This window comes from Dehalococcoides mccartyi 195 (genome assembly GCF_000011905.1).
GTDB classification, from domain to species: domain Bacteria; phylum Chloroflexota; class Dehalococcoidia; order Dehalococcoidales; family Dehalococcoidaceae; genus Dehalococcoides; species Dehalococcoides mccartyi.
The window spans coordinates 660,933-683,152 of sequence record NC_002936.3 but is presented as its reverse complement, the minus strand read 5'-3'; the positions used below and the strand labels follow the sequence as shown (position 1 = coordinate 683,152).

The window sequence follows — 22,220 nt, the reverse complement described above, 5'->3', positions numbered from 1 at the left end:
CCCTTTTAGGCCCTGTAAGAGAGCCAATGAAGAGAACTGACAGCACCGCCAAAGCAACCGCCCCAAATCCGCCCTTAGCGCCTCTACTGGTCATTCTGGGCAACACCGGCTCTGGCAAAAGCGCCTTAGCCCTGAAACTGGCCAGAGAAATTCCTGCCGGAATAGTCAATGCGGATAGCCGCCAGATATATTCCCAGATGGATATAGCCACCGCCAAACCCACACCGGCAGAAATGTCAGAAATACCTCACTACCTGTACAGTTTTATCCAGCCTGACCAGCCTTTCAGCCTGGCGGAATACCAGTCACTGGCTTATCAGGCCATAAATAAGCTGCATACCCAAAACCGTTTGCCAATACTGGTTGGGGGAAGCGGTCAATACCTGAAAGCAGTCCTTGAAGGTTGGAGTATTCCCCAGATAGCCCCTGACGAAACTTTCCGGGCGGCCATGTTTGAAAAAGCCGAAAAAGAAGGGGGGGCGTCTATTTTTGCAGAACTTGTAAAACAAGACCCCCAAGCAGCAGCCAAAATAGACCCCCGCAATATCCGCCGGGTTGTACGGGCACTGGAGGTTATAAATAAAACCGGTGCTGAATTTTCCAAGCTGCAGACTAAAAACCCGCCTCCGTACAGAGTACTTAAAATCGGTATTCATTTAGCCCGTGAAGAACTTTACCGCACCGTTGACTTGCGGGTGGGAAAAATGTTAGAACAAGGGCTGGAAGCGGAAGTCCGCCATCTGCTGGAACAGGGCTATGCGGCTACTTTACCGTCTATGTCCGGCATAGGTTACCGCCAGATAGCCAAATATATAGGGGGTGAAATCAGCCTGAGTGAGGCAATTGAGCAAATGCAGTTTGAAACTCACCGCCTAATCCGCCAGCAGAATACTTATTTCCGGCTGGCTGACCCTGATATACACTGGATAACACTGGAAGAAAGCATGGATAGCGGGATTATCAATTTAGTCCGTAATTTCCTGGCTGACGGAGGAAAAGAATGAAATTTACTAAGTTACAAAGTGTAGGTAATGACTTTGTGCTGATAGACCCTCAGGGTGAGGATAAAGACTGGTCAAAACTGGCACTCCACATGTGCCACCGGCATTTCGGTGCCGGGGCTGACGGGCTGATGCTTATTTTACCTTCAGCCAAAGCTGATTTCCGTATGCGGATATTTAACGCGGACGGCTCTGAGGCCGAAATCTGCGGCAACGGTCTGCGTTGTCTTATTCATTACATAGCTGCCAACAATCTGATTGGCAACAGGGATGAACTAAGCATTGAGACTCTGGCAGGCATACGCAATGCCCAGATATTTGCCGACGGGCGGATACGTACCACCATGGGTAAACCCATGTTTGAAGCCCACCAAATACCTGTTGCCGCCGAACCGGACCCCAAATACTATAACGGGCAGCTTATTTCTGACTTTCCGTTAAATATCAATAACCGCAGATTACTCCTTTCCCTGGTATCCATGGGCAACCCCCATGCCATACACTTTTGCACCAAATCTGTAGAAGAATTCCCCCTAGGTGAAGTTGGCCCACTGGTGGAAACTCATAAAGCCTTTCCCAAACGCACTAACTTTGAGGTTGCAAACATTCTGGACAGTGAACATATCAAAGTACGTGTTTGGGAACGGGGGGTAGGGGAGACTCTGGGCTGCGGCAGCGGAGCATCTGCCGTGGCGGTTGCCGCCCAAATACTTGGGTATGTCGGAAAATTTGTTTACATAAAGTTACCGGGCGGAACACTGGGCGTTGAGTGGGATGGCCATAATGACGTCTATCTGACCGGAAAAGCTGAAATTATATACACGGGAGAATGGTTGAAAGATGAAACTGTCTAAACGGATTGAAAATCTGCCGCCGTATCTTTTTGTCCAGATAAGCAAAAAGATAGCTGAGAAACGCGCTAAAGGCGAAGAGGTAATCAGTTTCGCTATTGGCGACCCTGATTTACCGACGCCCAAACATATACTGGCGGAACTTTGCAAAGCGGCTGAAGACCCGGCTAATCACCGCTATCCCGAAACCGAAGGATTGCCGGTGTTGCGTAAGGCTATGGCAGAGTGGTATGAAAAACGGTTCGGGGTAAAACTAAACCCTGATACCGAGGTATTGCCTCTTATAGGGTCAAAAGAGGGCATAGGGCACGCTGCCTGGTGCTTTCTTGATCCCGGTGATGTTGCACTGGTGCCAGACCCGGCCTATCCGGTATATGCCATCAGCAGCCAGCTGGCAGGCGCAGAGGTATTTTATATGCCGCTGAACAAAGAAAACAACTTCCTGCCGGACTTTAACGCCATACCGCAAGATGTACTTTCTAAAGCCAAAATTCTCTGGATAAACTATCCCAACAATCCCACCGGTGCAGTGGCAGGCTTGGACTTTTTTAAGGAAGCAGCGGAATTTGCCGCTAAACACAATCTGGCAGTCTGCCATGACGGACCGTACTCTGAAATAGCTTTTGACGGCTACAGACCTGTAAGTTTTCTTGAAGCTGATGGTGCCAAAGAGGTAGGGATAGAGTTTCATTCTCTTTCCAAAAGCTACAATATGACCGGCTGGAGGATTGGCATGGCCGTTGGCAATGCCAAAATGATAGACGCCCTGCGGCGGTTTAAATCCAACCTTGACTCAGGTATTCCTCAGGCTATCCAGCTGATGGCAATAGCGGCTTTGAACGGCTCCCAAGATGTGATTAGCCAGAACTGCGCCGTATATCAGCGCCGCCGTGACCGCCTGGTGGAAGCCCTGCGCAACATCGGTATGGAGGTTACAGCCCCAAAAGCCAGTTTATATATCTGGGCACCTGTACCCGAAGGCTATACTTCAGCCAGCTTTGCTACTGAACTTCTGGATAAAACCGGTGTTGTAGTTACACCAGGTACGGGGTATGGCACATCCGGCGAAGGGTACATAAGGTTATCACTGACCGTACCTGACGAACAACTGGAAAAAGGCATTGCCAAGCTTGCCAACTTCAAGAGCCAAGCATAGATAACAGATAAGTAACGGTACTAATAACGACCCGCTTCGGCACAAAAAGAATCCCGGAGTGAGTCGTTATTTATTAAGTAAACAGCACAATCAGATAGGGGGGTTTTAATCAGCACCTAATCAGGATTGCATAAATTCTTTATGACTAAAATTTATTTCAGATGGAAACTCAAAACGGAGGCTAAAACTTGCACAAACCGAAATATTTGTAATATATTTTTAACTGCATTATTTATGTTAAGTTGTATTTTTACTCGTGTTTATTACATAACATATATAGTGCGAACCATTCCAAAGCTTAATTTTAAGGGTTCCACCACAAACCAATAATCAGGAAAATAGTTTATATATATTTTGTAATATATCTCTGACTTTTGCTTACAGATAAATACATGGATATTTTAGAAAAACTGTTCAGAAAATTTAGCCAATACCCTACAGGCCTTGACCCCGCTGCTCAACAGCAATCACACTGCCTAAAACCTACTAATAGTAAGTTATGCTGATGTTAATTGAGCATAATACATTAAAGGGTAATAATTTATTAAGGGGATTGTATTGCCCACCCTTACAAAAGCCCTAGATTTGGATTCTAGAGGCTTGTATATTTCATACGTTTATTCGGCTGTATCTCCCGTCTGGCCAAGCTCATTTAGCTTGTTCAGAGCCTTTGTTTCTTCTTCATCTATAGCTGCTAAATCATAATAGAAATAATAGTCTTCACAGGCACCCTTTTTGGACAATAATTCTCTCCGGCGGCTAAGCACCTTTGATAATTCATCCAGACAGGACATCATACTATCAGCCAGTTCTTTTTCCATTTATCACCGTTATTTCTTTCCGCCGACATCTTCATCATAAACCGCGTATCCGGGATTAAACCCCATGCCAATCAATTTTTCTTTCAGCCTGAGGTTAAATTCAGCTAAGCCCCAGTGCTTCGCAGCTGAAATAAGCACTGTATCTTCCGCCACCGGGCATTCCGCCTTCAATAAGCTTAAAGCCTCATCTTCAGTCCATTTGCGGCTGTTATCCAGCTTCAGGTCTATCTTATTCATAGCCGTCAGGCGGGGTTTTTCAGCTACCCCCATATCTCCAAGTATTTTTTCCACTGTCTGGCACTGTTCAAAGGCATTTTTCGCTGTTATGTCAACCACGTGCACCAGCAGGTCTGCCTGGTTTATTTCTTCCAGCGTAGCCCTAAAAGCCTTCACAATAGCCGGGGGTAACTTCCGGATAAACCCTACTGTATCTGTCAGCAGTACATTACCAAGTCCGTTTATATACATTCTCCTGGTAGTCGGGTCAAGCGTGGCAAAAAGTTTGTTTTCAGCCAATACATCAGCTTTGACCACCGCATTAAGCAGGCTGCTCTTACCGCTATTTGTATAACCAACCAGGGAAACCACCGGCACGCCCCGCATACGCCTTCTCTCCCGGTATAAGTCCCGGTGAGTTGTTACGTCGTCCAACTGTTCTTGAAGGTTGCGTATCTTGGTACGGATAATACGTTTATCGGTTTCAAGCTGTGATTCACCCGGGCCTCTGGTGCCTATCCCGCCGCCAAGTCTTTCAAGATGACTCCATTGGCCGGCCAGCCGGGGCAATATATACTGCATTTGAGCCAGCTCTACCTGAAGCTGACCCTCACGGGTATGGGCATGTTTAGCAAATATATCCAAGATGAGCGCTACCCGGTCAATGACTTTAACCCCTAGCGCTTCTTCCAGTAATCTCTGCTGAATAGGCGAAAGTTCATCATCAAAAATGACCAGGTTATAGCCAAGTTCTTTTTTCAATTCAACCAGTTCATCCAGTTTGCCTTTTCCCAGGTATGAGTTTCGGGCAGGTGCCTGAAGTTTCTGGGTCAAACGCCCTACCACTGTTGCACCGGCAGTAAGCACCAACTGAGCTAACTCATCTAAAGAATCCTCTATATCCCAGTTTGCGTTATTATCAGTATCCACCGCCACCAGAACAGCTTTTTCCGGCTGAATTATTACGCTATTTATAGATGCCTTATTAATAATAGCCTCCAGTTATGTAAAGTAAATACATATTTATCTATTATATACCATATTGCTCACATAATTAAGTTAAATCAGGTATTGACACACACCCGCCTGATAAATCAAAATAAATAAGGGCTAGTACCAATGGATTAATACTGTTAGGAGGAAAGACCATGATGACCGTAGCCGAGTTATTTGACCTAAGCGGCAAGGTGGCTATTGTAACCGGTGGTGCAATGGGTATTGGAAAAGGTATTTCCATGCGTTTGGCCGAAGCAGGTGCCAGTATAATGATTCCGGACTTAAACCTTGAAGTCGCCCAAAAGACCGCAGCTGAAATTAAGGCTCTCGGAGGCAAGGCGGCGGCAATCCAGGCTGATGTAAGTAATATAAGTGATGCTCAAAAAGTCGTAGATGCCACCATCAAAGAATTTGGCGACCTGAATATTATGGTGAATAATGCCGGCATTTATCGCTTTATGCCTGCCATAGATATGACCGAAGCCATGTGGGATAAAACCCTTGGCATAAATCTTAAAGGGCTTATGTTTTTCTCACAGGCAGCCGCCAAAGCCATGATAGCGGCAAAACACGGCGGTAAGATAATAAACATTGCCTCTATAGACGGCTTCCGCCCCACCGGCAACTTATCTCATTATGACGCATCCAAGGGCGGGGTAATAATGCTGACCAAGGCTATGGCACAGGAATGGGCACCCCATGGCATACTGGTTAATGCCGTTGCCCCAGGCGGTATAAACACTCCCGGCGCTTCCGCGCTGACGCCCAGCGGAAGTATGTCAACCGAACAATTAATGGAGCTATCAAAATCTTTTGTAGAAAAGCTGCCGCTCAAACGGATGGGCGAACCGGACGATATCGGCAAAGTAGTCCTTTTCCTGGCCAGCGCAGCTGCCGATTATATGGTCGGCGGGGTAATTGTAGCTGACGGCGGCGCTCTTCTGGTCTAAAAGACCTAAGAGTAATTTCTTAAATAACAAGAGGGGGAGTTTTCACTCCCCCTCTTTGCTTTCTATATATATGGTGGGCTCGGTAGGTTTCGAACCTACGACCAAGCGGTTATGAGCCGCCCGCTCTGCCCTTGAGCTACGAGCCCTCAGGATAAAACTGTTTTATACTTCGCGTCCGGTAAAACCAGTGCCGTAATCTTTGACCTTCTGTTCTTTAGCCTCTTCCTGTTTGGCATATTCCACCCAGGCTTCAGGCCCTTTGCCGCAGGTTTTTTCACGCTCTTCACGCCATTTTTTCAACGGATCAGGATTTTTAATTTTATCTTCAGCTACTTTTTGCTGGGAAATCCACATCTTTTCATTAGCAGAGTCTCTGCGGGATTCAGCTCCATCTTTAGCAAAAGCCACCCCATGGGTAAAATCCGAAATAATACGGGGTGCATCCGCATTGCAAACAGGGCAAGTAGCAGACAAACTGGACTCACTCCGTGGCCTCATAAGTTCAAAGACCTTGTTACACTTTGAACATGAATATTCATAGATTGGCATGAGTTACCTCCGATGAACTTGTTGTCTTTAATCTGCAAAGAATTCTAACACGTTTTATATCTTCGTTCAAGCAGAAAAGCTGCTGTCTTTACTCATAAAACACCTTTGACATGTCAGGGTGTTCAGGTTAGAATAACCATACAAAATCAGCGGGAGTAACTCAGTGGTAGAGTTCCTGCCTTCCAAGCAGGCTGTCGCGGGTTCGAGCCCCGTCTCCCGCTCCATACTTTCCCCCTGTTTATATATCTAACTGAAAGCCTTACAGCCGGCTTATCACTGTATCCAGCCTGTCCTTATAACCAGGCCAGTAGCGCAGTACCAGCCTGACAAATGGATTGCGCTGCATTTTTATTGTATAGCTGATATCCGCTGCCCGTTTTATTATCCCTTCTTCATAAGTAGGATAAATATGGGGAATGGTATGCAGTTTTGAAAGCGGCTTATTCAGGCACTTTACTATTTGCAGTTCATGGACAAGGTTTTCGGCATGAGAACACAGCAGATGTGCCCCTATCAGCCTGTCATTTTTATCAAGTATAAATTTACACAGACCGCGGGTATCATGGTCCATAACCGCCCGGCGCACTTTAGTAAGCGGATAGCGGATAACCCGCACATTATTACCATATTTCCGCCGGGCTTCATCCTCGGTTAAACCGATATGAGCCATTTGAGGTTCGGAATATGTTACCCAAGCCACATCTTCATACCTAATGCTCTGCTTAAACGGCAAGCAGGCGTTACTTGCCGCCAAAATAGCCTGTTTTTCAGCCATCATACCCAGTTGGATAGGTCCGGCCACATCACCGGCTGCAAAGATGTTTGAAGAGCTGGTTTGAAGCCTGTTATTGATACTGATACCCCGGGGGGTATACTTAACACCAGCTTTTTCCAGTGCAAGACCGGCTACATTTGCCCGTCTGCCTACTGCTACCAGCACCGTCTCGGAAGATATTTCACTAATCTTGCCTTCACGCGTCTGCATTTCAAGTTTCAGACTGCCATCAGTCTGACTTTGAAAGCGAACAGCTTTAGTGGATATATGAATATTTAAGTTTTCTTCAGCATTCAGGTATTCCAGTAACAAGGCACTTAGTTCGGTATCGTCCTTCGGCAATATACGGTCTGCCATTTCAATGATATCTACTTTGCAGCCCAGCCAGGCAAAAGCCAGCCCCAACTCAATACCGGCCGGACCCCCGCCTAACACTATCATAGAAGATGGTATAGCCTTTATGTCAAAGACAGTCTCATTAGTATAATAGGGTATATCAGACAGTCCTTCTACTGGGGGAATTGCCGGGCTTGAGCCGGTTGCAATAATAAAGTGCTTGGCAGATATAAGCTGTCCGTTTAGACTTACCTGATGCCGGCCGTTGAATACCGCCTCACCATTTAATATATCTATGCCCGTGTTTACTAAACTTGCAAAATCATCAATCCGGGAAATATTTTCCAGCACCGAGTGCAGGTATGGCATAACATTTTCTGTTTGCAAGTTTACGCTGGCCAGTTTGGTACCGCTGCGGTTATAGTTGTTTAATTGACGGATACGCAGACCCAGCTGGAGTAAAGCCTTAGACGGCACGCAGGCATTCCAGGTACAAGCCCCGCCCAGCTTACCCTTCTCCACTATGGCCACTTTTTTGCCAAGACCATTTGCAAAAACAGCGGCAGTAAATCCAGCCAGCCCGCCACCGATAACCACCAAATCATATTGATATTTCATATCTGTTCTCTTTCTGCCTGGCAAATCTCTTAACCCAACACAGAATCTAATCCCTCCCCCACCCCGTTCACACTCTATATCAGCGAACCAATCTTTATATTATGTAATCTACAGCCAGGCAAATGTTAATTTTATTCTATCAGGCACTAGCGGCAAGTCAATGCTTTTTTGAGTAAAAAAGAAACTAAGCTTACAAACTAAAATATCCATTCTGAAACTTGGCTGTATATCTTCTTAAGGCAGTCAAATGCAATTAACTCTGGCACAAGAGGGCAAAAACAGCTTTTAAAGTTAGTCTAAATATGAAGAGTTAGTCTGAAATAAAGAGGCACAAAACAGAAGCCAGGTAGACTGGAATATACAGATTGGAAACATATGGAAGGCCAGGATAGAGTTTAGAAAAAAAGGGCCTGGTCGGGGTGAGAGGATTCGAACCTCCGACTTCAGCGTCCCAAACGCTGCGCGCTAACCAGACTGCGCTACACCCCGCAGGCGCCAGTATAACAAAGCTATATTATAGGGTCAAGGACGATTGCCCCAGGACTAGCGGCAATCAGGGCAGATATCAAAAAACTCTGCCGGAACCTCGGTGGTATTCAAGATATGCTTGACCTGTTTTTCGGGAATCCATTCGGCGCCGCACTTGGCACAGCGCTTAAGTTAAAGCTGACCTGGCAGTTAGGCCAGGTAATAGTACGCATACCATTCCCGTCTTCCATCTTTATAGCCCCGGTTGGGCAGATATAAGCACACGAACCACAGGCAATACAATCTGTTTTATCTTCGTAATAGGGCAAGGCTACTTCACGGCTGGTGCCCCTGCTTACCAGGCTTATAGCGCTCTTACCCACTACCTCAGAGCAAACTCTGGTGCAAAGGGCGCATAAGGTGCACAGATTTTCAGGTTTTTCACTTTCAAACCGGGAGCAGGTAACCCCCAGTTTCTTAGCCATAGCCTGAACACCCTCGGACTGGGGACAGCGTGCCAGCAGCAGCTCTATAACAGTCTTGCGGATATTGGCAATCCGCTCATTCTGGGTGCTGACAGCCAAACCCTCTTCAACCTCATACAGACAGGAAGCCACCAGTTTTTTGCGGCCTTTCCGCTCAATTTCCACCATACACAAACGGCAGGCTCCATAAGCTGAAACCGCTTCATCTACGCATAGGGTAGGAATAAAAATACCATGCCGGTTGGCTACTTCCAGTATTGTCTGACCTTCTTCTGCCTGATATTTCTTGCCGTCTATGGTTAAATTTATCATAGCCACCCTACCTTATCTGATTTCTACGGCGTGGAGCTTACAAGCATCAAAACACGCACCGCATTTAGTACATTTGCTCTGGTCAAGTATGACCGGCATCTTTTTACCCTGTGAAATAATAGCCCCTGTCGGACAGGCTTTGTAACATAAACCGCAGCCGGGGCAATTGGCATCAATGATGTTATAAGTTATAAGGGCTTTACATTCCTTAGCCGGACAGGTCTTCTGGCGGATATGGGCTTCGTACTCATCACGGAAGTATTTAATGGTAGATAAAACCGGATTAGGAGCACTGCCGCCCAAAGCACATAAAGAAGCGTCCTGTATCGCTTGTGAAAGCTGCTCCAGAAGCTCTATATCTCCCTCTTCGCCTTCGCCCTTGGTTATTCTTTCCAGAATCTGGCGCATACGCTTGACACCCTCACGGCAGGGTACACATTTGCCGCAGGATTCTCCTTCAAGGAAGCTCAGGAAGTAACGGGCAATCTCCACCATGCAGTTATCTTCGTCCATAACAATCATGGCACCCGAACCCATCATAGAACCGGCCTTGGTAAGTTCATCAAAGTCTACCGGCAAATCCAGCATACTTTCGGGCAGACAGCCGCCTGAAGGGCCGCCGGTCTGAATAGCCTTGAATTTTTTGCCTTTGGGAATGCCGCCGCCTATATCATATACAATTTCCCGAAGGGTAATACCCATGGGAACCTCAATCAGGCCGGTATTGTTTACCTTACCCACCAGTGAGAATATCTTGGTTCCCTTGCTGCCCTCTGTACCTATTTTGTTAAACCAGTCTGCTCCTTTTTCTATAATCAGGGGTATATTAGCCCAGGTTTCCACATTATTCAGGGTGGTAGGCTTGTCATGCAGACCCTTTTCAGAGGTATGAACATACTTGGCACGGGGTTCGCCGACCTTGCCCTCCAGAGAGGCCATAAGGGCCGTGGACTCACCGCAGACAAAGGCACCGCCACCCCGGTTGATATGGATTTTCAGGTCAAAGCCGCTGCCCAGTATGTTTTCACCCAGCAGACCATAGTCTTCGGCCTGTTTTATAGCCAAAAGGGCGTGCTTTACAGCCATAGGATATTCATCACGGATATAAATATAAGCTTCATGAGAGCCAATAGCATAAGCACCGATAATCATGCCTTCTATAACGCTATGGGGATTGCCCTCCATAAGTGAGCGGTCCATAAACGCACCCGGGTCACCCTCGTCACAGTTGCAGATTACATATTTTACCGGGTCATGGGCGTCCCGGCAGGACTTCCATTTCCAGCCGGTGGGGAAACCGCCGCCGCCCCGTCCGCGCAGTCCGGATTTGATAACCTCTTCCACAATTTCTTCCGGCTTCAGGCCAGATATAGCCTTGGCCAAGGATTTATAGCCGCCCACCGCCAGATAGTCATCTATAGAGGTAGGGTCTATATTGCCGTTGTTGCCGAAAACCAGACGCATCTGTTTTTTATAGAAAGGCACATCATGTTCATGCACCTTTTTGTCTTTGGTCATGGGGTCAACATACAGCAGGCGTTCAATAACTTCATTGTTTTTTATGGTTTTTTCAATGATTTCTGGTATATCTGAAATCTTCAGGCGCTGATAAAAAATATTCTGGGGGCGGATAACTACCAGCGGGCCGCGTTCGCAAAAGCCGTGACAGCCAGTAGTTCTGACCTCAACCTTATCTCCCAAACCGGCTTTGGAAAGCTCTTCCTCAAAGGCATCGGCAACTTTTTTAGCCCCGTAAGCCTGGCAGCCGGTACCGCAGCAAATAGCAATAACCGTCTTTTGGGAATTCCTGTCTTTAAGGATTTCCTGCCGTTTGGCCTCAAGTTCGGCTACACTGTTAAACTTTTTAATTGCTGTATTAATCATCCTGGCATCCCTCAATCAAAGGTTTGACCTTTTCAGTAGTCATATTGCCTACATACTGCCCGTCCACTACCACCACAGGCCCCAAAGCACAGGCGCCCACGCAGTTTACGGCATCAAGGCTGAATTTCATGTCTGCGGTATTTTCACCGGCACAACAACCCAGTTTTTCAACCAGTTTATCCAGTATCTTATTAGCACCGCGTACGTGGCAGGCAGTACCCATACATACATGAATAGAGTGTTTGCCCTTGGGTTTCAGGCTGAAAGCCTTGAAGAAAGTGGCCACACTGTAAACCTGGCTCATGGGAACACCCAAGCCCTCGCTTACGGTCTCCAGAGCGGGACGGGGAAGATAGTTGAACTCAGTCTGGATATCCTGCAGTATAGCTACCAGCATACCCTTGTCTTTGGCATATTTATCCAGAATATTTTTAACTTTTGGCGCTACTATTTCTCTAGTTTCGGTGCACATGCCGCCCTCTCTGCAATCTTATTGTATTCCAGCTGAACTCTTTCCTGAATAAGGTCCAGAGATTCTTCTGTCAGGTGGCGGAACCGCCGCTGAAGACTGGTGTACTCACGCAAAGGCTTAAGCTCAGGCGTTTCCATGCTCATTTTGTACTGGCCGTTAACAACCTCATACAGCGGGAAAACACCGGTTTCAACTGCCAAACGCCCTATCTTCACGGTATCTTCAGTGGCACAGCGCCAGCCGGTGGGACAAACAGATAAACAGTGTATATAGGCCGGACCGTCAGCCGCCAGGGCCTTACCTACTTTTTCAATCATATCAAAAGGATAGCTAGGGCAACAGGTAGCCACATAAGGAATATTATGGGCCACAGCTATGGCCGGCATATCTTTTTTCCATGAGAACTGGCCTTTGCCTACTTTACCGGCCGGTGAGGTAGTGGTGGACGCACCGAAAGGGGTAGCCGAGGAACGCTGGATACCGGTATTCATATAAGCTTCATTGTCAAAACAGATATAAGTGAAGTTATGCCCGCGTTCCATAGCGCCTGAAAGTGCCTGAAGACCAATATCCACAGTTGCACCGTCACCGCCAATGGCTACAATCTTTATATCCCTGTCCTCTATCCTCTTTTTCCGTTTAAGCACCTTTATAGCTGACTCAACGCCAGAGGCAACTGCGGCTGTATTTTCAAACAGGGTATGTATCCAGGGTAAACGCCATGAGGTATACGGGTACTGGGAAGCGATAATTTCCATGCAGCCGGTGGCATTCACTATTATGGTGTTTTCATCCATAGCCTTGGTAGCCAGACGAACTGCCAGAGCCTCACCGCAACCTATACACCCGCGATGACCGGGGGCAAATAACTCACGCTTGGGCAGTAGCTTGGGAACAAATACTGAATAGTTCTGCATCACGCCCTCACTCCATATATTTCGTATTCGTTGGGACTGCCTTTTTCAGCAATCTCCAGACCTCTTTTCATGATATCTTCAAAATTGGCAACAGTTATATCCCGTCCGCCCAAACCGCCGATAATGCTGACAATCTTGGGCTTTTTCTCCAGCGGATACAAAGCAGCCTTAATTTCAGAGCAGACCGGCCCGCCCGGACCGCCTATTGACAGAGCACGGTCCAGAACAATAAGGTTTTTGGCATCTTTAACCGCGTCCCGCAACTCTTCAAACGGGAAGGGACGCCACAGCCGCAGCCTTACCAGACCGACACTCATACCATCATCACGCATTTTATCAATGGCGGCCATGGCAGTCTCAGAAAAACTGCCCATGGTGAACAACAGGTTCTCAGCACCTTCGGTGCGGTAGGTTTCAACCGGTTTGTAAGAACGGCCAAACTGTTTTTCAAAGTCTTTCCAGACTTCCAGAATAACGGCTTTAGATTTTTGAAAATCCTGTTCCTGGGCCCACTTGGCTTCGGTGAAGACCACCGGAGGGGCAAAGTCACCCATAGCATGGGGGTTATCAGGATTCAGGGCATAGGGGTAATCATTAACGCTAAGGAAAGCATCTACCTGTGCTCTCTCAGGCATATCAATAGGCTCAATAACATGGGACAGATGGAAACCGTCCAGGTGAACCATAACAGGTAAAAGCACCCTCTTATCTTCGCCTATTTTAAAAGAACAGATAGCGTTATCAACTACTTCCTGCCCGTTTTCAGTAAATATTTGTATCCAGCCTATATCCCGGCAGGACATGACGTCAGAGTGGTCACCCCAAACTGAAAGGGGGCCTGAAAGAGCCCGGTTGGCAACCGCCATTATGACGGGCAGCCGCATGGATGAAGCCACATAAAGCACTTCGTGCATGAGCTCAAGCCCCTGACCGGCAGTGGCGGTAAAGGTGCGGGCACCGGCTGCCGCCGAGCCCAGGCAGGCACTCAGAGCCGAATGCTCAGATTCTACCGGGATATATTCGGCATCCAGTTCTCCATCGGCCACCATCTCGGCCAAATGCTCAACAATATGTGTCTGAGGAGTAATGGGATAAGCGGCAATAACATCAGCATTGCAAAGCCCGACTGCCTCACTCAGAGCGATAGAAACTTCTACGCCTACTCTGGCCATTATTTCTCCTCCTCATCCTTCATAACAATAGCCCCGGTGGGACATTCATGGGCGCAGATACCGCAACCCTTACAATAGAAAAGGTCGGCCTCAAAAAAGCCCTCTTTGGTTTCATTTATACAAGCTTCGGGGCAGAATACATAACACAAGCCGCACTTGATACATTTTTTAAAATTATGCACAGGCAGCTGGGAACGCCAGTCACCAGTCTTATACTGACTGGCATTTCCGGGTTCACTGACTATACAGCCAGGGGTCATTTCCTGCCAGGTAATCTTATTTTCCTGTTTAGCCAACTTTAAGCTCCTTTACAGCGGTCTCTTCCAAGGCCTTTTTCATAGCCGCCATATTTTTGGCAGCCAGCTTTCCGAAGCGGTGTTTCAAAGGTTCTTCGAAGTCTTCTATACCTGCCAGACCGGTAGCCTTGATAAGAGCGCCAAGCATGGTTGTATTAACGATATTGACACCCAGTAATTCTTTGGCAATAGCGGTGGCATCCACTGTGGCTATTTTCCAGCGGTCACCATATTCAGATACGAAATAATCCAGCGGTTTAGTGGTATTTATAATAAGAGTACCGCCTTCTTTAAGCCCGGAAATAACGTTGCCGATAATAACCAGACTGGGGTCAAGTACTACCACAATATCCGGCTCGCTTATACCGGAACGCTCACGGATAGGTTTATCATCACTGATACGGTTGAAAGATTGAACCGGAGCTCCTCTGCGTTCAGGCCCGAAACTGGGGAAAGCCTGGGCATATTTTCCCTTGCCAATTGCCGCCTGAGCGATAAGCTCGGCTGAGGTTACCGCACCCTGACCGCCACGCCCATGCCATCTGATTTCAATAAAATGTTTCATGTCTATGGTGGTAATCCTCCCCGTTTTATAAAAGTGCCCCTGGAGAGACTCGAACTCTCGCCACCAGCTTCGGAGGCTGGTGCTCTATCCACTGAGCTACAGAGGCATAGTACCCAATTTTACCTTAAGCTATGTTTTTACTCAAGGAAGCTCTTTGCCGTTAGCTTCAGCTTTAGGTTTGAATAAAGGTTTTATCATAAGGGGCATAACGAGGGTAGTCAAAATACTGACAGCTACCGCAATGCCGAAAAGGTCACGGGTGATAGCCCCGGCAATAAGTCCCGCCCCGGCTACGATAAGACCCACTTCACCTCTAGGTACCATACCTACACCGACAATCAAAGCACCTTTATGACTGGTCTTGCCCACAAACCGGGCGGGAAAATAACAGCCGATAATCTTGCCGATAATGGCCAGCACAACTATAACCAGCGCCGGAACAATTACTGCCCAGACTTCCTTCAAATCCACCTGCATACCCAGGTAAGCAAAGAAGAACGGGGCAATAAAAAGCATTATCGGGCGGGTTTGATGGAGTATTTCTTCTTTTTCCGCGGTGGAAGCAAACATAAGCCCGGCTACATAAGCACCAACTACCGGATGCAGACCCACCAGCGTGACCATATAGGAAACCAACAGACCCACAATCAAGGCCATGACTGGCATAGTGCCGGAGGCCTTAAACGGGGTAAGTATATATTTTGAAATATATTTGTGGCCGTACACACCCAGCAAAAGTATACCCAGCCAGACTGCAAAGCCGATAACACCGGTGCCTATAGCACTTAAGGCATTGATACTGCCGCTCTGAGCCATGGAAATAACCACAGACAAAATGACCAGACCGATAATATCATCCACCACGGCGGCAACCAGAATAATAGTGCCCTCACGGGAACTGAGTTTACCCATATCCATTAGTATGCGTACCGTGATACCGATGCTGGTGGCAGTCAGAATAGCACCGATAAAGAGCCATCCGGCAATATGCAAATCAGGGAAAAAGTACATGGCGCCAAAGACACCCAAAGCAAAGGGTACAACAACCCCGCCAATGGCTACCATAGCGCCGGTAAAGCTGTTTTTAATAAATGAGGCCACGTTTGTTTCCAGACCCGCCACAAACAGCAAAACCACAACCGCTATCTGCGAAATAATTTCCATAGGGGCAAATTCGCTCAGATGTTCACCATTCTGGCTGAATACCCCGTCAATAAGGGCAAAGTTCAAAATAACCGGGTCATTGGCAAAAAGGAAATGCCCCAGCAGAAAGGGTGAGATGATAATACCGGCCAAAAGTTCACCGATAACTGCCGGTTGTTTCAGAAAGCGTTCTGCAAAGGCTCCGCCCAAACGGGCAACAAGCAAAATAAGCCCAAAAGAGAGTATAAATTTAAAATAGATTTCTGTTTCCATACCAGTCACTTAAGAATAATTTGATCTATTTTAGCAAAAATACGGCTGATAATCTAATTTATGAGCTGCTATTGCAGAATAACCAAAGGGAAATATATTTTAGAAGAATAAATTTTACCGACTGCCTGCCCGTCAGAAACCCCGGTCCGTCCTGTTTGTTTAAATTTTTCACAGGTATGAGCAATAAGTTCATCCGTCATCCACGAATACCCGTAATAACATTGGCACCTTTACACCCGGCAATACTATCCGGGAAATATATGAGACAAATTTGAATTCGGGGTGGGTTTCATTATATCATTACTCCTGCATTTGGATACATTCCTGATTGGCTTTTAATTTTGCTTGCATTCAAGTAAAATATAGCCTCCGGAGAGGTGTCCGAGTGGTTGATGGTGCTGCTCTCGAAAAGCGGTCTCCGTGAAAGCGGAGCGTGGGTTCGAATCCCACCCTCTCCGCCACAGGGTTTAATAAAAGAATACTTGCAGACAATACGGAGAGGTGCTGGAGTGGTCTATCAGGCACGCCTGGAAAGCGTGTGTCGCCGCAAGGTGACCGTGGGTTCGAATCCCACCTTCTCCGCCATTACATTTAAACACTAAAGCCTTCATAGTTTTGAAGGCTATTTTTTTGCCGTCCAGCCAGCGCATCTCTTCCTTAATAATGTTTTATTGTTTGGATATTGTGCCTGTGCTAGAATTCCCAAAGAACAAGATGCAAAACCAAGACTGCAAATACGCCATAGGATTCAGTTATATAAACGGGGTCGGCCGGGTGCGCCTGAACCTGCTGGAAAGCTATTTCGGCAATCTGGAAAGTGCCTGGCACGCCGGTAAGGAAGCGCTGGTATCAGCCGGGCTTGATAACTCTCTGGCGGAAAATATAGTTGCTTCCCGCCCCAAAATAGACCTGCCTAAAACCCTTGAAACTTTGAAGCGGCACGATATTCAGGTATTCACCCATACAGATAGTGATTACCCTGCCAGACTTAAGCAAATACATGATTACCCTCCCCTTATTTTTGTAAAGGGACAGCTTTTGGGGAATGATGAACTGTGTCTGGGGATAGTGGGCACCCGCCAGCCCACCGTCTACGGCAAACTGACCACCGAAGAACTGGCCGAATCACTGGCACGATCAGGCCTGACTATAGTTTCCGGTCTGGCCAGAGGAATAGATACAGTTGCCCATACTGCCGCCCTTAAAGCCGGCGGCAGAAGCATTGCGGTTTTCGGCTGCGGACTGGATATAATTTATCCATCTGAAAACAGCTGCCTTGCCCGCCAGATAGCTGAAAACGGAGCCCTGGTAAGTGAACACCCGCCCGGAATCCGCCCCCGGCCCGAATTTTTCCCCCGCCGCAACCGTATACTCTCAGGCCTTTGCCGCGGAATACTGGTAACCGAAGCGGGAGAAAACAGCGGGGCTGTGATAACCGCCAATTTTGCACTTGAACAAAACCGCGAGATTTTTGCCGTTCCGGGGAGTATACTATCAGCGGCTTCAGTGGGAACAAACCGTCTTATTCAGGAAGGAGCCAAGCTGGTTTGTTCCGCCAAAGATGTCCTTGAAGAACTGAATATAGGCCTGCTTTCAGTGCCGGATAACACTACCAAAGCTGTACCTGAAAACCAGACCGAAAGCCTGATACTGGATAAACTGGGCTATGAGCCAATACATATTGACCAGCTTTGCCGTGAGTGCGGCCTGGGGATAGCCTTGGTCAGCAGCACTTTGGCCATAATGGAACTAAGAGGCCAGGTCCGCTCTGCCGGAGGCATGAATTATGTGCGCACCCGTGAAAAGAAAGAAATCTACCAGCTGGAGATGAATTAAGCTGTCATGAAAGAAAAACTTGTTATCGTTGAGTCACCTGCCAAAGCCCGTACTATCAGCAAAATGCTGGGCAAAGACTTTAATATTATGGCCACCATGGGGCATATACGGGATTTACCCAAAAGCACCCTGGGCGTAGATGTTGAAAACAGTTTTACCCCCAAGTATGTCTCCTTAAAAGCCAAGGCCAAGGTCATAAAGGAACTCAAAGACGCAGTTAAAAATTCCAAGGCAATCTACCTGGCTACCGACCCTGACCGCGAAGGTGAGGCTATTGCCTGGCATATATCCGAAGTTACCAAAGCAAATCTGGCTAAGCCCAAACGGGTAGTCTTTCACGAGATTACCAAAGAAGCCATAGATAAGGCTTTTAAAAACACCCGCGAACTGGATATGGATTTGGTAAATGCCCAGCAGGCCCGGCGGGTGCTTGACCGGCTGGTAGGTTACAAATTAAGCCCGCTGCTCTGGCGAAAGGTACAACGGGGGCTTTCAGCCGGGCGGGTGCAGTCTGTTTCCCTGAAAATAATTGTTGACCGCGAACGGGAAATAGAAAAATTTGTATCTGCCGAATACTGGAATATAGAAGCCCTGCTGAATAAAAAGGTTAAATCAGCCGCTTTCAAAGCTTCTCTGGCAGGTTATGTAACCAAAGGCAAACTGGAGATACATAACGAATCTGAAGCCGAACAAATTAAAAAAGAACTGGAAGTATCTGACTATCAGGTACTGAAGATAAAAAAGAAATCAAATCTCAGGCAGTCCCCCGCCCCCTTTATTACCAGCACCCTTCAGCAGGAGGCCTGGCGGAAGCTCCATTTTTCAGCCAAGCAAACCATGGTGATAGCCCAGCAGCTGTATGAAGGCCTGAATATAGAGGGCGAAGGGGAAGTGGGTCTTATTACCTATATGCGTACTGACTCTACCAACGTAGCCCGTACCGCCGTAGCCGAAACCCGTGATTATATAAGTGAAAAATACGGCCCGGCTTACCTGCCCAAACAGGCCAGAGTATTTTCAAGCAAGGTTAAGGGAGCACAGGAAGCCCATGAAGCTATCCGCCCTACCCGTATAATCCGCACCCCTGACTTGATAAAAAAGAGCTTGTCTACCGAACAGTTCAAGCTTTACCAGCTTATCTGGCAGCGTATGATGGCCAGCCAGATGAGCCCGGCCGTCTTTGATAATACTACAATAGACATAGAGGCCAAACACCAGCCCTCAAAAACCCGCTACCTGCTTAGAACCACCAGTTCGGTAAATACTTTTCCGGGTTTTACCATTGTATATATAGAAGGCAAGGACGAAGATGAGGAAGCGGCGCAGTCCAGCCTACCGCCCATGGAAGAAGGCGAAGAGCTGAAGCTGAAAAGTCTGGAAGCCAGCCAGCATTTTACCCAGCCTCCTCCCCGTTATACAGAGGCCACGCTAATCAAGGCACTGGAGCAATACGGCATAGGCCGCCCCAGCACCTACGCCCCCACTATTTCCACAATACAGGAACGGGAATACATTACCAAGCTCAAAGGCAGCCTGAAACCCAGTGAACTGGGAATGCTGGTAAATGACCTGCTGGTAGAGTATTTCCCGGATATTATCGGTATAGATTTTACGGCCGCCATGGAAACCGAACTGGACAAAATAGCTACTGAAAAACTGGACTGGGTGCCTATAATCAGGCGGTTCTACGAACCTTTTATAAAAGAGATAGAAGCCGCCAGTGAAAAAATTGAAAAAATTAAACCGCCGGAAGAAGAGCTGGACGAGCTTTGCCCCGAATGCAATGCCAAGCTGGTAGTAAAACGGGGGCGTTTCGGTAAATTTATTGCCTGCTCGCGTTATACCAAAGAAGAGGGCGGCTGCCGTTATACCCGCTCATACCAGATAAAAACAGGTGCCAAATGCCCTGAGTGCAATTCGGATATAGTTGAAAAATACAGCAAAAAGGGCAAGATATTTTACGGCTGTGCCGGTTACCCGAACTGCAAATTTGTATCTTTCTACAAGCCGCTAAGCAAACCCTGCCCGGAATGCGGCGCCCTTATGATCAAGAGCGGCAAGAACTGGGCTAAATGCACCAAGTGCGGCAAACGCAAAAAACTTGAAGATGAAAGCTAAATGCAGGAGAATTTTAACAAATACCTTGAATATCTGACGGTAGAAAAAAATGTTTCGGCTTATACCCTTAGAAACTACCGCACAGATTTGATTGGGTTTGTTAACTACCTGATTGAAAAAAAAGTGAGTTCTTTTGACAAGGTAGACCGCTATATTTTGCGGGATTATATGTCCAGCCTGATAGAAAAAGGGATTGTTAAGGGCAGTATCGCCCGTAAACTTTCAGCTGTACGTTCTTTTTACCGTTACCTTATGCGGGAAGGTCTTATTCAGAAAAACCCCACCCTAAATGCCTCCAGCCCCCGTCTGGATAAACGCCTGCCGGAGTTTCTGACTACCGCTGAAGTTAATAAACTGCTGCGGATACCTGATTCCTCCACCCCCCAGGGTTTGCGGGACAAAGCATTTATGGAGCTGCTTTATGCCAGCGGCCTGCGGGTGAGTGAGCTGGTCAAACTGGATATAGAAAACCTGGATTTGCACTCCCACCAGATACGGGTCTGGGGCAAAGGGTCTAAAGAACGCATAGTTCTGATGGGTCTGCCTGCAATCCAGTCAATCCAAACCTATCTAAACCTGGGCAGACCTTTGCTGAAAGGCAAGCGGAATACTCCGGCTTTATTCCTTAATCCAAACGGCGGCAGACTGAGTGCCCGCAGTTTTCAGGAAAGGCTGGATAAATTGGCACACCAAGCCGGTATTGAAAAACACGTACACCCCCACATGCTGCGCCATACCTTTGCCACTCACCTGCTGGACGGCGGGGCAGACTTAAGGGTAGTACAGGAGCTACTCGGCCACTCAAACCTTTCTACTACCCAGATATATACCCATGTTACCAAAAGCCAAGCCCGCAAAGTCTATATGTCCAGCCACCCGCTGGCCAAACCGCAGAATGATATTTCGGGGAGTGAAGACGAATGAAACAGTTAAACACCCGGCTTGCACTCCTGCGAAAGCTTATGGCCGAAAATGAGCTGGATGGCCTGTTGGTGTCCAAACCTGAAAATATTTTTTATCTGTCCGGCTTTACCGGCGGCGAAGGCCATCTGCTTATCACCCAGACACATGCCTTTATTGCGGTGGATTTTCGTTACTACGAGCAAGCGGAAAATGAATCCCCTGAATATACCTTATGTAAAGTTACTAACGGAATGTCCCGCTGGCTGCCCGAACTGTTAAGCTCCGAACATATCCGCCGTCTGGGTTTTGAATCTTTCTATATTACTTTTGAAGAATACAGCAAACTAAAGACCGCACTCAGCAAAGGCGGTTTAGATATTTTACTTACAGAAACAGCAGACTTGGCAGGCAAACTGCGGCAGATAAAATCTGAAAAAGAAATAGACGCTATCAAACAGGCCGCCGCCATTGGTGATGCCGCTTTCTCCGCCCTGCCCTCCCTGCTAAAACCGGGTATAACCGAACAGCAACTGGCCTGGGAACTTGAGAAATTTATGCGAAACCACGGCAGCCAGTCTATGCCGTTTGAGGTTATTGCCGCTACCGGGGCAAACTCCGCCCTGCCCCATGCCCGAACCCGCCCGGCCGCTGTGGTTTACGGACAGCCCCTGCTCATGGACTACGGGGCAAAAGTAAACTGGTACGCCAGTGACATGACCAGAACTGTATTACAGGGGAAAGCGGATAGCCAATTTAAGAAAATATATGATATAGTTCTGGCCGCCCAGCAAAAAGCCATAGACCAAATCACCTCCGGAATGACCGGACAGGAGGCTGATACTATAGCCAGAGATGTTATTGAAAAAGCCGGCTACGGTGCCAATTTCGGGCATAGTCTGGGACACGGGGTGGGACTGGAGGTGCATGAAGCACCCCGCCTCAGCCCCAGAAGTACGGATATACTTGAAGACGGAATGGTTTTCAGCATAGAGCCGGGCATATACCTGCCGGGCTGGGGAGGCATCCGTATAGAAGATACCTGCACCCTTAAAAATGGTAAAATAGAATTGCTCTCAAAATCAGATAAACAAAACCCCTATATTTAAA

20 protein-coding genes and 6 tRNA genes are annotated in these 22,220 nt (G+C 47.5%); 11 read left to right on the top strand and 15 right to left on the bottom strand.

The window, feature by feature from the left end; genetic code table 11:
* Positions 1-26: 26 nt before the first annotated feature.
* From miaA to DET_RS03860, 3 genes are read left to right on the top strand one after another with little or no spacing between them, the layout of a single operon-like run.
* Positions 27-1,004: a tRNA (adenosine(37)-N6)-dimethylallyltransferase MiaA gene (gene miaA, locus DET_RS03875; protein WP_010936477.1), complete on the top strand. Its 978-nt coding sequence runs from the start codon at positions 27-29 to the stop codon at positions 1,002-1,004.
* Positions 1,001-1,855, top strand: coding sequence for a diaminopimelate epimerase (gene dapF / locus DET_RS03865; protein WP_010936476.1), 855 nt, complete (start codon positions 1,001-1,003; stop codon positions 1,853-1,855). The genes miaA and dapF overlap by 4 nt, the downstream gene beginning before the upstream one ends.
* Positions 1,842-3,008 (top strand): LL-diaminopimelate aminotransferase, encoded by a 1,167-nt coding sequence (locus tag DET_RS03860; protein ID WP_010936475.1) that lies wholly within the window; start codon positions 1,842-1,844, stop codon positions 3,006-3,008. The genes dapF and DET_RS03860 overlap by 14 nt, the downstream gene beginning before the upstream one ends.
* Before the next feature lie 617 nt (positions 3,009-3,625).
* On the opposite strand, the gene DET_RS03855 is transcribed toward DET_RS03860, so the two are convergent.
* Complete coding sequence (locus tag DET_RS03855) at positions 3,626-3,829, bottom strand: hypothetical protein (RefSeq protein ID WP_010936474.1); 204 nt, start codon at positions 3,827-3,829, stop codon at positions 3,626-3,628.
* 9 nt (positions 3,830-3,838) lie between these two features.
* Entirely contained in the window at positions 3,839-5,047 is a 1,209-nt protein-coding gene (hflX, locus tag DET_RS03850) for a GTPase HflX (protein WP_041223352.1), read from the bottom strand.
* 146 nt (positions 5,048-5,193) lie between these two features.
* On the opposite strand from hflX, the gene DET_RS03845 reads away from it, so the two are divergent.
* Positions 5,194-5,991 (top strand): SDR family NAD(P)-dependent oxidoreductase, encoded by a 798-nt coding sequence (locus tag DET_RS03845; RefSeq protein ID WP_041223351.1) that lies wholly within the window; start codon positions 5,194-5,196, stop codon positions 5,989-5,991.
* A gap of 71 nt (positions 5,992-6,062) precedes the next feature.
* On the opposite strand, the gene DET_RS03840 is transcribed toward DET_RS03845, so the two are convergent.
* Positions 6,063-6,137 (bottom strand) — tRNA-Ile (locus tag DET_RS03840).
* A gap of 16 nt (positions 6,138-6,153) precedes the next feature.
* Positions 6,154-6,540 (bottom strand): zinc ribbon domain-containing protein, encoded by a 387-nt coding sequence (locus tag DET_RS03835; protein WP_010936471.1) that lies wholly within the window; start codon positions 6,538-6,540, stop codon positions 6,154-6,156.
* A gap of 149 nt (positions 6,541-6,689) precedes the next feature.
* Between DET_RS03835 and DET_RS03830 the strand changes: the two genes are divergently transcribed.
* Positions 6,690-6,764: transfer RNA gene (locus DET_RS03830), tRNA-Gly, on the top strand.
* 35 nt (positions 6,765-6,799) lie between these two features.
* Here the strand turns inward: DET_RS03830 and DET_RS03825 are convergent.
* From DET_RS03825 to DET_RS03775, 11 genes are all read right to left on the bottom strand, one after another.
* The gene (locus tag DET_RS03825) at positions 6,800-8,269 is read right to left on the bottom strand and encodes a dihydrolipoyl dehydrogenase family protein (RefSeq protein ID WP_010936470.1); all 1,470 of its coding nucleotides are present in this window, start codon (positions 8,267-8,269) and stop codon (positions 6,800-6,802) included.
* 411 nt (positions 8,270-8,680) lie between these two features.
* Positions 8,681-8,758, bottom strand: a tRNA-Pro gene (locus DET_RS03820).
* Between the two features lie 107 nt (positions 8,759-8,865).
* Positions 8,866-9,534 (bottom strand): 2Fe-2S iron-sulfur cluster-binding protein, encoded by a 669-nt coding sequence (locus tag DET_RS03815; protein WP_010936469.1) that lies wholly within the window; start codon positions 9,532-9,534, stop codon positions 8,866-8,868.
* A 12-nt stretch (positions 9,535-9,546) separates the two neighbouring features.
* A complete protein-coding gene (locus DET_RS03810) occupies positions 9,547-11,418 on the bottom strand; it encodes an NADH-quinone oxidoreductase subunit NuoF (RefSeq protein ID WP_010936468.1) in 1,872 nt (623 codons plus the stop codon).
* The gene (locus DET_RS03805) at positions 11,411-11,890 is read right to left on the bottom strand and encodes a complex I 24 kDa subunit family protein (protein WP_010936467.1); all 480 of its coding nucleotides are present in this window, start codon (positions 11,888-11,890) and stop codon (positions 11,411-11,413) included. Before DET_RS03805 ends, DET_RS03810 begins: the two co-directional genes overlap by 8 nt.
* Positions 11,866-12,807, bottom strand: coding sequence for a pyruvate synthase subunit PorB (porB, locus tag DET_RS03800; protein WP_010936466.1), 942 nt, complete (start codon positions 12,805-12,807; stop codon positions 11,866-11,868). The genes DET_RS03805 and porB overlap by 25 nt, the downstream gene beginning before the upstream one ends.
* Positions 12,807-13,979, bottom strand: coding sequence for a transketolase C-terminal domain-containing protein (locus tag DET_RS03795; RefSeq protein WP_010936465.1), 1,173 nt, complete (start codon positions 13,977-13,979; stop codon positions 12,807-12,809). The genes porB and DET_RS03795 overlap by 1 nt, the downstream gene beginning before the upstream one ends.
* Complete coding sequence (locus tag DET_RS03790; RefSeq protein ID WP_041223350.1) at positions 13,979-14,275, bottom strand: 4Fe-4S binding protein; 297 nt, start codon at positions 14,273-14,275, stop codon at positions 13,979-13,981. Before DET_RS03790 ends, DET_RS03795 begins: the two co-directional genes overlap by 1 nt.
* Complete coding sequence (locus tag DET_RS03785) at positions 14,268-14,840, bottom strand: 2-oxoacid:acceptor oxidoreductase family protein (protein WP_010936463.1); 573 nt, start codon at positions 14,838-14,840, stop codon at positions 14,268-14,270. Before DET_RS03785 ends, DET_RS03790 begins: the two co-directional genes overlap by 8 nt.
* Before the next feature lie 34 nt (positions 14,841-14,874).
* A tRNA-Arg gene (locus DET_RS03780) sits at positions 14,875-14,946 on the bottom strand.
* Between the two features lie 35 nt (positions 14,947-14,981).
* Positions 14,982-16,256, bottom strand: a complete 1,275-nt coding sequence (locus DET_RS03775; protein WP_041223349.1) for a cation:proton antiporter — start codon at positions 16,254-16,256, stop codon at positions 14,982-14,984.
* Between the two features lie 371 nt (positions 16,257-16,627).
* Between DET_RS03775 and DET_RS03770 the strand changes: the two genes are divergently transcribed.
* The 6 genes from DET_RS03770 (at position 16,628) to DET_RS03745 (ending at position 22,219) form a co-directional block, all read left to right on the top strand.
* A tRNA-Ser gene (locus DET_RS03770) sits at positions 16,628-16,717 on the top strand.
* Positions 16,718-16,751: 34 nt separating this feature from the next.
* Positions 16,752-16,841: transfer RNA gene (locus DET_RS03765), tRNA-Ser, on the top strand.
* 129 nt (positions 16,842-16,970) lie between these two features.
* Positions 16,971-18,092 (top strand): DNA-processing protein DprA, encoded by a 1,122-nt coding sequence (dprA, locus tag DET_RS03760; RefSeq protein WP_041223449.1) that lies wholly within the window; start codon positions 16,971-16,973, stop codon positions 18,090-18,092.
* 6 nt (positions 18,093-18,098) lie between these two features.
* Entirely contained in the window at positions 18,099-20,210 is a 2,112-nt protein-coding gene (gene topA / locus DET_RS03755) for a type I DNA topoisomerase (protein WP_010936459.1), read from the top strand.
* Positions 20,211-21,134, top strand: a complete 924-nt coding sequence (xerC, locus tag DET_RS03750; RefSeq protein ID WP_010936458.1) for a tyrosine recombinase XerC — start codon at positions 20,211-20,213, stop codon at positions 21,132-21,134. It begins immediately after the preceding gene.
* Positions 21,131-22,219, top strand: coding sequence for a M24 family metallopeptidase (locus DET_RS03745; RefSeq protein ID WP_010936457.1), 1,089 nt, complete (start codon positions 21,131-21,133; stop codon positions 22,217-22,219). Before xerC ends, DET_RS03745 begins: the two co-directional genes overlap by 4 nt.
* Position 22,220: the final 1 nt, after the last annotated feature.

What these genes read in the sequence shown, in the direction of transcription:
- miaA (WP_010936477.1), top strand. Translation starts at nt 27, where the DNA reads ATGAAGAGAACTGACAGCACCGCCAAAGCAACCGCCCCAAATCCGCCC.
- dapF (WP_010936476.1), top strand. Translation starts at nt 1,001, where the DNA reads ATGAAATTTACTAAGTTACAAAGTGTAGGTAATGACTTTGTGCTGATA.
- DET_RS03860 (WP_010936475.1), top strand. Translation starts at nt 1,842, where the DNA reads ATGAAACTGTCTAAACGGATTGAAAATCTGCCGCCGTATCTTTTTGTC.
- DET_RS03855 (WP_010936474.1), bottom strand. Translation starts at nt 3,829, where the DNA reads ATGGAAAAAGAACTGGCTGATAGTATGATGTCCTGTCTGGATGAATTA.
- DET_RS03845 (WP_041223351.1), top strand. Translation starts at nt 5,194, where the DNA reads ATGATGACCGTAGCCGAGTTATTTGACCTAAGCGGCAAGGTGGCTATT.
- DET_RS03835 (WP_010936471.1), bottom strand. Translation starts at nt 6,540, where the DNA reads ATGCCAATCTATGAATATTCATGTTCAAAGTGTAACAAGGTCTTTGAA.
- DET_RS03825 (WP_010936470.1), bottom strand. Translation starts at nt 8,269, where the DNA reads ATGAAATATCAATATGATTTGGTGGTTATCGGTGGCGGGCTGGCTGGA.
- DET_RS03815 (WP_010936469.1), bottom strand. Translation starts at nt 9,534, where the DNA reads ATGATAAATTTAACCATAGACGGCAAGAAATATCAGGCAGAAGAAGGT.
- DET_RS03810 (WP_010936468.1), bottom strand. Translation starts at nt 11,418, where the DNA reads ATGATTAATACAGCAATTAAAAAGTTTAACAGTGTAGCCGAACTTGAG.
- DET_RS03805 (WP_010936467.1), bottom strand. Translation starts at nt 11,890, where the DNA reads ATGTGCACCGAAACTAGAGAAATAGTAGCGCCAAAAGTTAAAAATATT.
- porB (WP_010936466.1), bottom strand. Translation starts at nt 12,807, where the DNA reads ATGCAGAACTATTCAGTATTTGTTCCCAAGCTACTGCCCAAGCGTGAG.
- DET_RS03795 (WP_010936465.1), bottom strand. Translation starts at nt 13,979, where the DNA reads ATGGCCAGAGTAGGCGTAGAAGTTTCTATCGCTCTGAGTGAGGCAGTC.
- DET_RS03785 (WP_010936463.1), bottom strand. Translation starts at nt 14,840, where the DNA reads ATGAAACATTTTATTGAAATCAGATGGCATGGGCGTGGCGGTCAGGGT.
- DET_RS03775 (WP_041223349.1), bottom strand. Translation starts at nt 16,256, where the DNA reads ATGGAAACAGAAATCTATTTTAAATTTATACTCTCTTTTGGGCTTATT.
- dprA (WP_041223449.1), top strand. Translation starts at nt 16,971, where the DNA reads ATGCAAAACCAAGACTGCAAATACGCCATAGGATTCAGTTATATAAAC.
- topA (WP_010936459.1), top strand. Translation starts at nt 18,099, where the DNA reads ATGAAAGAAAAACTTGTTATCGTTGAGTCACCTGCCAAAGCCCGTACT.
- xerC (WP_010936458.1), top strand. Translation starts at nt 20,211, where the DNA reads ATGCAGGAGAATTTTAACAAATACCTTGAATATCTGACGGTAGAAAAA.
- DET_RS03745 (WP_010936457.1), top strand. Translation starts at nt 21,131, where the DNA reads ATGAAACAGTTAAACACCCGGCTTGCACTCCTGCGAAAGCTTATGGCC.